At 30.7% G+C, this 10,951-nt stretch carries 9 protein-coding genes and 1 pseudogene; 9 read left to right on the top strand and 1 reads right to left on the bottom strand.

The annotated features are described in order from the left end of the window. The first annotated feature begins 52 nt into the window (after positions 1–52). Positions 53–709, top strand: a pseudogene (locus JSS34_07360) (IS982 family transposase). Positions 710–719: 10 nt separating this feature from the next. On the opposite strand, the gene JSS34_07355 reads toward JSS34_07360, so the two are convergent. Then, entirely contained in the window at positions 720–1,949 is a 1,230-nt protein-coding gene (locus tag JSS34_07355) for an MFS transporter (protein MBS0186138.1), read from the bottom strand. Positions 1,950–2,225: 276 nt separating this feature from the next. Between JSS34_07355 and JSS34_07350 the strand changes: the two genes are divergently transcribed. From JSS34_07350 to JSS34_07315, 8 genes are all read left to right on the top strand, one after another. Further along, positions 2,226–2,987, top strand: a complete 762-nt coding sequence (locus tag JSS34_07350; protein MBS0186137.1) for a thiazole biosynthesis family protein — start codon at positions 2,226–2,228, stop codon at positions 2,985–2,987. 35 nt (positions 2,988–3,022) lie between these two features. Continuing rightward, positions 3,023–4,273 carry an aminotransferase class III-fold pyridoxal phosphate-dependent enzyme gene (locus JSS34_07345; GenBank protein MBS0186136.1) on the top strand — a complete coding sequence of 417 codons (1,251 nt, stop codon included), beginning with the start codon at positions 3,023–3,025 and terminating at the stop codon, positions 4,271–4,273. After that, entirely contained in the window at positions 4,273–5,283 is a 1,011-nt protein-coding gene (locus JSS34_07340) for a hypothetical protein (protein ID MBS0186135.1), read from the top strand. The genes JSS34_07345 and JSS34_07340 overlap by 1 nt, the downstream gene beginning before the upstream one ends. Positions 5,284–5,303: 20 nt before the next feature. Then, positions 5,304–6,467 (top strand): pyridoxal phosphate-dependent aminotransferase, encoded by a 1,164-nt coding sequence (locus JSS34_07335; protein ID MBS0186134.1) that lies wholly within the window; start codon positions 5,304–5,306, stop codon positions 6,465–6,467. A gap of 10 nt (positions 6,468–6,477) precedes the next feature. Continuing rightward, the gene (locus JSS34_07330) at positions 6,478–7,380 is read left to right on the top strand and encodes an aldo/keto reductase (GenBank protein MBS0186133.1); all 903 of its coding nucleotides are present in this window, start codon (positions 6,478–6,480) and stop codon (positions 7,378–7,380) included. Further along, positions 7,373–8,338: an aspartate carbamoyltransferase gene (gene pyrB, locus JSS34_07325; protein MBS0186132.1), complete on the top strand. Its 966-nt coding sequence runs from the start codon at positions 7,373–7,375 to the stop codon at positions 8,336–8,338. The genes JSS34_07330 and pyrB overlap by 8 nt, the downstream gene beginning before the upstream one ends. After that, on the top strand, positions 8,331–9,929 hold the full coding sequence (locus JSS34_07320; GenBank protein ID MBS0186131.1) for a GMC family oxidoreductase N-terminal domain-containing protein: 1,599 nt from the start codon (positions 8,331–8,333) through the stop codon (positions 9,927–9,929). The genes pyrB and JSS34_07320 overlap by 8 nt, the downstream gene beginning before the upstream one ends. A 118-nt stretch (positions 9,930–10,047) precedes the next feature. After that, positions 10,048–10,947 (top strand): hypothetical protein, encoded by a 900-nt coding sequence (locus JSS34_07315; GenBank protein ID MBS0186130.1) that lies wholly within the window; start codon positions 10,048–10,050, stop codon positions 10,945–10,947. Positions 10,948–10,951 lie beyond the last annotated feature (4 nt).

Raw genomic sequence — 10,951 nt, 5'->3', positions numbered from 1 at the left:
GCTTCCATTTGCAGAACATCATACTTGTTATTTTAATTTATGGAAATAGTATTACAACCGATTCCTCGAGCTCATGCCTTTTACATTCATGCCTTTGTTTGTTTTACAGTCATCTTTATTTGGAAAAGAAACAGGAAAATATTTTATTGATTCTACAAAACTTGAAGTTTGTCACAACCTGAGAATTCGTTCACATCGTGTCTTTAAAGATGTTGCAAAAAGAGGAAAAACTTCGACAGGGTGGTTCTTTAGGTTCAAGCTTCATCTTGTTATTAATAGTGAAGGAGAAATTATGAATTTTTGGCTAACGACGGGCAACGTTGATGACCGTAAACCTGTTTCGCAGCTTGTGCAAAATCTTAAAGGATGGCTCTTTGCGGATAAAGGATATATCAGCAATACTCTTTGGAAAGACTTGAAAAACAAAGGTCTGGAGCTCTGTACAAGAGTGCGTAAAAATATGAAGGCAAAAGTTTTAAACCCTGCTCAAGAGTTTCTCTTGTCTAAAAGAGGGGTTATTGAATCCGTCATTGATCAATTGAAGGCCCTCCTTCATATTCAACATACAAGATACAGATCAGTTTTGAACTTTCAAGTCAATATTTTAGCGGGTTTAATCGCATATACCTTTAAGCCTAAAAAACCGGGCGTAGGGTTTCATAAACTGAATCATTTAGATCCCTCTTTGAATCTCCTTACGTCGAGTTGAGGTTAATAATTCAAAAATTTTCTGGGATTTCTGTATAAAAATAAAAAAATTTCATACTAATTGTAATAATTAAAACCAATAAAGAAAAAATTAAAATGGGCATTGAGCAAATTATACTTCCAACCCAAGCACCTAAGGCTCCACCTAACATCAGTAGAAATGTTCGAATTGAAGAAGCAGCAGCAGCTGAATTGAGAACAGATTTGAGTGCTAAAGAAGAAGAAGGTCCAAATAACATACCTGAGCCCATCATGAAAACTGCTTGAAATATTAGTGAAGAGAGAATTTGAAAATTAAATATTATATCATTTCCTACTCTTAATAATGATATAAACAACATTATATTGAGACTTAATTTAATTATAGAATAAATACTGCTTCTTTTAAGCCTATAGGTAGTAACAAACGCTCCAAAAACATAAAATAAAATTAATATAGAAAAATAAATACCTATCAACTTAGGGTCGTTATTCTGAAAAATATAATAGTTATATGTAAAAAAAGAAATAAAAAGCCATTCACAAAAATAAGATAGCGGAAATAATAAAGAATTTTTCATAAATTTTCTATTTTTTATAATTAAAAAGTATTTGATTAAATCATTTATAAATTTCTTTTGGTTTGGAAGACTTTTACCCTTTTTTTTTGTTTCTGGAAATATAAAAAAAACTGATGCAATATAAAAAAATGATAAAAAAATTATAATTTTTTTTATCATTTCCCAACCATAGATACTATCAATATACCCTCCTAATAAAGGGGCAGATAAGGGAATTACCATTATGATCGCCCCCATGATAGACATAATTAAAGCACTTTTTTTAAGATCAAAAATATCTTGGATAGCAGCCCAGCCAACAGCCCCTGCAGCACATGCTCCAAATCCCTGTAAAAAACGAGAGATAAAAAACTCATGTGCATGAAAAGTAAAAATAGTAGACAAAGAGGCCAGAAAGAGGAGAAGTCCCCCAATGATCATCATTAGTCTTCTTCCAAAAAATTCTCCTAATACTCCATAGACAGGGGCAGATAAAAATAATCCCACATTGTACCACGTAAAATTACTTTCAGCTTCCTGAATTGTAATATTATAAGAATGCGCTATAGCTGGTATGCTAGGAATAAAAATTATGCAGATTACGCTTTCAAGAACTGATGCTAACGTAACTATAAAAACAACGGATTTTTCTTTATTTAAGGATGATTTTAAAGCAAACAGCTTATAAAGTTTGTGTGTCATAAAATTCTCATAAGTTAGAATATTTTTTAAGATGTTATCCCATTTTACAAAAAAAGAAAGCTCTAATTTACAAGCAGAAACGTTTGAAGTAAGTAAATATTATAATTTTTTATTATTTTTTTATAAAAATTAGAAGTAAATTTCTTTTTGAGACTTAAATTTTTAAATATTAAATTTTTGTTGACAAGTTAAATTATTTTATAATTATATGGATACAGAGATCAAAATTAAGTTAAAAAATAGTTATTAATCAATGAAAAATAGAAGGAAGCTCTCATGAATTATGTTAATCCATGTTTTCAAGTTTTAGATTTTTCGTTAACAAAAGTATGGCATTGTTTTGGAAATTATATGAATGAAGTCGATCTTCAAACAGTAATAAATATGCTTAATGCCTCTAAAACAAATGTAATTCCCATTAACACACATAAAATGACTAATAATAACGCAAGAAATGGTCTTTTGATAGGATTTGGAGGCGTGAAGTATGATGATTTAGCTAAAAGCATGGATCTTTCCGAAAAGCTTATTATGCTTAATATTAATCATCAAACAACAGCTGAAGATGCCATTGAAAAAACCTTAAGAGCATATGATTTAACAGGAGAAAAATTAATTAAACTTGAAGTTTTAAATGAGGATATGGAAACATCTAATAATAAAGAATTAATTAAAGCTGTTAAAAAATTAAGGCAACTTAAACCAGAACTTATTTTAATGCCATTGCTCCATTGCAACTATGAAGATGCCGAAGAGCTTGTAGAATTAGGCTGCCCTCTTTTAAGAGTTATGGGAAGCGGAATAGGAACTGGAAAAGGAATTATAGATAAAGAAGAGTTTAAAAAGATCTGCGACTTAAATGTTCCAGTTGTACTTGATGGAGGAGTGGGGTCTCCAAAAGACTTTGAAGAAGCTGTTAACCTTGGAGCCATTGGGTGCTTAGTTAATAGCATGCTTTTTAAATCTGATTATACGCCAGAAGAAGAGTTAAAAAACTTTGTTATAGGATGTCAGAATATTTTGCACTCATACGCTTAATTATTCAACTTATGACTGAATTAAGGTAAAATTAAATGTTAAAACTTAGCCATAATACTTTGCCAAACAAAGGTATAAAAATTGTTAGAGCAAAGAATGAGATATTTTGGGATGACAAAGGCAAGGAATACATAGATTTATCAAGTCAAACTTTTAATTTATTATTTGGCCAATGTAATTCTTATATTAATAAGTATATTTTTGAACAATTAAAAGAATGTTCTTTTATTGATCAAGATTTCATCTCAGAAAAACATCAATTAGCAATAGAGGCTTTGTATAATTTTATTCCTTCTAATTTGAAGTGTTTTAATCTTAGACTTAATGATGGCTCAAGTGCCGTTGAGGCTGCTGTAAAACAAGCCAGGCGTGCAACAGGTAAATCTAAAGTATTAACAATAGACGGTATCTATTTAGGTCAAAATTCTCAGGTTATACATTTGAGAGGATGGGGAAAGAAGCCTTATGACATTTTAAGAGGAAGCACTGAAGATGTTATCTATGCTCCTATTCCTTATCCCAACAAAAAAACAGATTTTAACTATGCTTCAGAAGAAAATGGGGATTCTGTATGTGAATTGATAGAAAAACATCACCAAGATTTGGCTTGTGTTTTAATCGACCCTGTAATGATTAGTTCAGGGGTTACTACCGGAAGAGACTTTAAAACGTACCTCAGTAAAATTACTCAAGCCTGCCAATACTATAAGATTCCTCTTATTTTTGATGAGTGCCAAACATTTGGGTGGGTTCCTGACGGCACAGTTTCTAAGCATTATAACCTTGATATAGATATGCTTGTGTTAGCAAAAGGTATAGGAGGTGGAATTCCTCTTGCTGTTTGCGTCTCCAAACCAAAGTTTGATAATCTTAATTTTGGGGAAGCTGACTATACTAACGGAGGAACTCTCCCAGCCATAGCTGGTATGATGGCTGTTTGTCATCTTATGTCGCAAAAAAACTATATAAATCACTTTAATAGACTTTCTAGCTTTATTCAGACGAAGCTTAAAGCTTTTGTAGAAGAGAATACTGAAATTTACTCTTCAAGAGGAATTGGTCTTATAAATGCTTTAGAGATAGATATAGGAGAGTCTTCTGAAAAAAATTCTATTCTTATTAAAGAGATTGCAAAAACAGCTTTAAAGAATGGAGTGTTTGTTAGAAGTCACTCTAAATGTTTAAGCATTAAACCTTCAAGAATTATGACATTAAAAAATGCTGAGAAAGCCCTTGATATCCTTTTTAACACAGTAAGATCTTTTATAAATAAGGAAAATAACTAATGTTTGATTACCCACTACTTAAGTATGCAGTCAATATAGAAACTACTTTAGATGAGATTAAGCTTAGCTATAGAGGCAGGATTTATAAATATAATGTAGGCACCCCATTAGAGTACAGAAAGGCTTTAGAAAACTGCAATGGGCGCAATTTATTGAGTTCTATATTAAAAAGCAGCTCTATTAGCGCATCAAAATTAGAAGAATTTCTTCAAAATCTATTTGAAATTCCTCTTATTTTAAATGGAAAAGAAATATTAAGAGATGATCTCTTAATGAGTGGAAAAGAGCTTTTTTGGAAACTTGAAAAATTTTTAATTGAATGGAAAAAAATACAGTTAATTGATAAAAATAATATAAATTTAGATAGAGAGATTGGATCAGGTAGAGCGACGGAGAATATAATAAAAGGGTTTTGTCTTGAATTATGTCACCTCCTAAGAAACGTACCTGATGAATTGAGCCTTGCTGTTGCCAATGCAAAAAACGACCGAATAAGACTTCATTATATGTCTTTCTATGATGAAGAAAATAAACATGGCGAGATTATTTTTAATGCATTAAAAAAATGGATAAACAAAGAAGATATTTTACATGCAACGCCTCTTCCTGGAACTACAGGACTTTTAAATACTTATCGTTATTGGGCATCAAAAGATTCTCTTTTATATGCTGTAGCTTTAATGAGAGATGAAAGTTGCGCTTTAGATGCAGATATAAAGGAAGAAGAAGATATATATAAAGGTATGAGGTTGCCGAATTATAATATTCCGAAACAAGTGATAAAAGTGTATGAATGGCACACAAATCTAGATCGTAATAATAATCATGGTTTTTTCCCAGAATTAATTTTTAGTGAATATGGCTATATTGATCAAGAGTATGCACGAAGATTAATCTCTGCTTTAAAACAAATTATAGAACTGCATCAACTATTTAGGTGGAATGTATATAATTATTACTCGCAGCATGCTGTTGAGACTCGGTTTGAAGCATATAAATCTATATTTTAAATTAAAAAGGAGCTCTAAAATTGAAAAATTTATCTTCCGTAGTTGAAAATCTCGGAGACTCAGCGGTTTCAACTATAATTTCTAAGGCCGCTGCTGCAGGATGGAAAGATACATTACATCTTGCTGGTGGAGAACCTAATTTCCCTTTATTCCCAGGCTTAATAGAAAAATTAGTTAATTTTAATAAGAATATGATTACAAAATATTCTCCTTTTTTAGGCTATGAAAATCTTTTAAATCTTATTCAATTAAAGTTAAAATTATTAAATAGAATTGATACTCCTCTTGAAGAAATTATTGTTGTTCCTGGTGGCTCAAGCGCCTTATTTTCTTCATTATCAGTTGTATTAAATCAAGGAGAAGAAGTCCTCATTTCAAACCCTTGTTGGGAACATTATGAGAAGATAATAAAATTAGCAGGCGGAATATCTAAATCTTTTAATTTAAAATATTTAAATAATAGGTATGAAATAGATTTTCAGCATTTAAAGCATAATATTACAGATAAAACAAAAGTTATTTTACTCAATACACCACTAAATCCATTAGGATCAGTTTTAAGTATTTCAGAAATTAAAGAACTCATTGATATTTGCGAAAAGCATAACTTATGGTTGATAGTTGATGAGGAATATGAGACATTTGTATATGATAACAACCAACATATATCAATTCGTTCGTTATATGATCAAGCTATAACGCTTTTTTCATTTTCAAAAAGTTTTGCTTTAACAGGTATAAGGTTAGGATATATTACTGCTCCTAAGAAGATTATTACCCTGCTTAAAAGGTTTGGGCTTTACACTTATATGTTTTCTTCAAGCCCTTCTCAATGCATAGCAATTTCTCTTTTAGAGGATGGATCTTACGTTGATTATCTTTTAGATGTCAAAAAACTTTATCAAGATAAAATGGATTTTTTCTTTAATTTAATTAAAGATATTCCTAATATAACCTGTTGGCGTCCAGAAGGAGGAGTTTATCTATTTCCTCAATTAAAAACTCATGAAAATAATCCTGCTGATGTCCTAATTAATAAATATCATCTTTTGTGCGTTCCTGGTTATGTAGCAGGATCTTGCGGAAATAATCATGTAAGATTTTTTCTTGGAGCTGAAAAAGAAATATTATCTTCTGCTGCTGAAAGATTAAAAACATTTATGAATGAAAATGTCAGTAATTAATAGGCTCGTATTGGGAACAAGACCCTTTACTCAGATTAAAGAAAAAGAAGTTTTTGAAATTTTAGAATTATTCTTTTCAAATGGTGGACAATATGTAGATACCTCTTTTTTTTATGGATATGGTAAAGTTGAAAAAATGATTGGAAAATTTAATAGGTTTTATCAACCCCAAGCTATTTATATTTCAAAAATTGGATATTTTACAAATTTGGAAGATTATAAAAATATAAATAAATTACAAGAAGCTGTTCAAAAATCAATGGAAAATCTTTTTTATCATCCTAAATACATTCTTTTTCATGAAGCTGATTGGGATGTATGGTGGAGTAAGACAAAACAACTGGGAAATCTCATAAATTTAAAAAAGTTAAACGAAATAAATTATCAAATATATTATCAGTTTTCATCCTTTCTTAAATCACTAGATATACTCCCAGGAATAAGTGGAAATAATGCCCACATTATCGAAGAGCTTTTAGCTCTTAACCCACACCTAGTTCTATTATCCAAACAATATGATTTATTATGGAGAAACGGAAAAAATCTAATATCTTCAGCCAAAGAGAATAAATTCTTTTTATGCCTGGGAGCACCTTTTCATCAAGGATGGCTATTTAAATTAAAAAATCTTATTAAAAAAAGACCTCAGTTTAAAAAAGAAATTGAAGAATTAATAGAGGTCATTACTAATGCATCATATCCTTTAGACCATATTGCTTTAAACTTTTTATTACAATCGACGAAAAATAATGTAGTATTTGGGGTAACCACCAAGGAAGAACTTTTACAAAATATTAAAAATTCTCTTGAGGTTCTTCCAGAGGATTTAATTCAGAAATTAGAAGCAATAAATATATTCTCTTCACCAATGTATGGTCCACTAAAAATTTTAACAGGAGTAGAAAATGGATAAACAATTAAAATTGTGCAAAAGACTTTTACCAAAAAATATTATTTCAATGTATGATCTATCTAAGGAAGCAATCGAAGGTTTATTTTCATTAGCTTCAATGCTCGAAAAATCTTCCCAAGAAGAAAGAAAAAAAATACTTAAAGATAAGATTGTTGCAGTCTTATTTTATCAACCAAGCACACGCACACGCTTAAATTTCCATTCAGCTGTTTTAAATCTTGGTGGAGATGTTATTGGTTTTTCAGATCCTTCAACTACAAGAGCTGGTGATTTTTATAAAGAAACACTTGAAGATGTAATTTCATTTACTGCGCCTCTTTGTGATTTAATCGTCTTACGTCATTTTGAAAATTTTGCCGCAAAGCGGGCTACATCAGTTGTTGATATCCCAATTGTCAATGCTGGAGATGGGTATAATGAGCATCCAACACAAGCTTTAGGAGACATATGGACAATGTACAAAGAGCTTGGAACACTTAATAAAAAAACCATAGGTCTCCTTGGAGATTTATCAATTCGTTCTTTAAAAGCAATAATAATTTCTCTTAGTAAGTTTCCAATAGAAGGTTTCAATTTTCTCCTTCCTCCCGAAAAAAAAATTCCAGATGTATTATTAAACGTGATGAAAGAAAATAAAATAAAATGGAATATAGTTAAAAATGTTGATTCCTTGTTTGAAAAAAGTGATATAGTTGAGACTATTGGGATTAATCATCCAAATCATAATCTAAGTAAAGATATAGAAAATAAATTATTAGAGATTCCTAAAGAATTTTTAATTAATAAGGAATTAATAAAAAGAATAAATTCTTCTATACCAATACTGCATCCTGGCCCTAGGACTAACGAGCTTACGAACGACGTTGATCAAATGCCTAATGCTGCGTACTTTAGACAAGTGAGAAATGGCCTATTCATGCGTATGGCCATACTTGGGAGCTTGTTAGTAGATGAATAATACATGTGCTAACGAATTTGATTATATTGTAGTTGGAGGTGGTTCCTCTGGCTGTGTTATCGTAAATGAGCTGGTAAAAAAAGGATACAAAGTATTACTTTTAGAAGCTGGACAAAATGATAGTAATCTTCTTCTTCACATTCCATTTGGTTATTATAAAACTATTTTTAATAAAAAATTAAGCTGGAATTACTGGACAGATGAAATTCCTACATTAGGAAATAGAAAAATGTTTTGGCCTAGGGGAAAAGTCTTAGGAGGGTGTAGCTCAGTAAATGGGCTTGTTTATATTCAAGGGCAGCCAGAAGACTTTAATAGTTGGGAAGCAGAAGGTAACTTAGGATGGGGATGGAGTTCTATCTTTCCTTATTTTGAAAAGATAGCAAAAAACCGTTTTTTTAATCAAAAAGATGATAATTTTATATTTTCAGAAATTAAGGATCCACATCCTCTTTGCGAAAATTTTATTAAAGCATGCGAAGAGGCAGGGGTTAAGAGGAGTAAAGACTTTAATGGAGAGGATCAAGAAGGGTGCGGTTATTTTGATCTTTCAGTTAAAAATGGAAGAAGATGTAGCTCGTCAACCGCCTTTATCAATCCCATAAGGAATTTTTCTAATTTTAAGCTTTCTCTTAATTCTTTTGTTACTAAGATTTTATTTGATACTACTAAAACAAAAGCTATAGGAGTAGAATACTATAAAAATAATAGCTTATTCTCAGCTACAGCAAAAAAAGAAATAATTTTAAGTGCTGGAGCTATTAATTCCCCTAAAATTCTTCAACTTTCAGGCGTTGGAGATGGGGAGCATCTTAAAAAGATAGGCGTTGACATTGTTAAACATTTGCCTGGAGTTGGACAAAACTTACAAGACCACTATCAAATAAGATTAATTTATACCACTAAAAAAATAGATAGCCTTAATGTTCTTTCAAAAAAATTCACCTGGAAAGCTAAAGTTTTATATCAGTACATGATAAATAGAAATGGTCCTTTAGCCATTGGAGCCGCTCAAGCAGGAGCTTTCATAAAATCTTCTTCCGCTAAAACTCCTGATTTGCAATTGCATTTTATTCCTTTAAGCGTAGAAGTACCAGGCAAAACTCTTCATTCTTTTTCTGGTATTACAATAAGTATATGTCAACTTCGACCTAAAAGCAGGGGTTGTATAAATATAATATCTTCGGATCCCTGGACAGCTCCTTCTATTCAACCAAACTATCTTTTTCATGCTTTTGATATAGATACTACAATAGAAGGTATAAAAATTTGTAGAAAAATAATGAATCAAAAAGCTATGAATGACTATATAGACCTAGAATTTGAGCCTGGCACTGAGTGCTCCACAGATACACATTTATTAAATTTTATGAAGGAAAGAGGTACGACTATATTTCATCCAGTTGGAACCTGCAAAATGGGAACAGATGCAAATTCAGTTGTTAATAGTGAATTAAAAATTCATGGTTTAGAAGGAATAAGAGTTATTGACGCGTCTATTATGCCCACTCTTGTTTCAGGAAATACCAATGCTGCAGCAATTATTATTGGGAAAAAGGGATGTGATTTAATTTTAAGTGACATCAAATAATTTTGATGTTTTATATCAAAATTTAATAAAAAATTAGTTCTAGAATAAGGTAACTAAAATGTATAGGATAATATTTATTTTTTTTATATATTTGTTTTTCCCTGCTTCCCTCTTTTGCATGGAAGAACTAAATCCTGGAAAGCATAAGCCTATAAAATATAAGAAATTAAAATATGATCCTTTAGCTCAGGAAGAAGAAACAGATACTTTTCAGATGGATACAACAGAAATAACTTCACCTGAAGAAAATGGAATCATTCCTTCTAATTCTATTAGCTCCCTCGAAACTTTAAGAGAAAATGAAGATCAAAATGAAACCTCATCATTATTAAGTAACTTTAATATTCAAGAATTGATTAAAAGATATTTTGATGATAAAGGGAGTTTTAAAAATTTTAAAGGAAAAAGTTTAGTTAGAGCGTTTTCTTATCTTATATTAGGAACTTCTGGACTTCCTTTAGTAGAACCTGCTTTTAAAGCAGCAGGAGATTATCAAGGATTAAACTATATATTTGCAGGAGCCACTTTTTTAACAGTTGGAAACTCACGAATATGGGCAGGAGAGGAAATTCTTCAAGAGATTTCAGTTGCTATTATTGATAGAAATTCTTGTAACCATAAGCCGTCTCAAGGATCTTCAGTTTCTCGTCATATAGGTTGTCATATTCTGGGACTTCTCTCGAGCATACCATTTACTTATGGAGTTTATAAATATAACACCACTAAAGAATTGGCTTTCATTACTTTTTTTTCTGAATATGCACTTGGAACATACGCTTATTATAGTGTACTAAAGCAATCAACATTTGAGAATTTTAAAGGTATTTTATTCCGTTTTTTTAAAAAAAAGGATAGAAACTATATAAATAATCTGCATTTAAAGAATAAAAATTTATCTTATATTGAAAGTCTCTTAGAAAAACTCCTTTCTATGGAAAAGGAAGAAAGACATACTCATATGGGTAGTATCTCACTACCCGTCACTTTTAATAAAAGATTGAAAAGTAAGGAAAAATAGAACA

The organism is Pseudomonadota bacterium, from assembly GCA_018242545.1.
In the GTDB taxonomy this organism is placed as follows: Bacteria; Pseudomonadota; Alphaproteobacteria; order 16-39-46; family 16-39-46; genus 16-39-46.
This window is presented reverse-complemented; position numbering and strand designations above follow the sequence as displayed.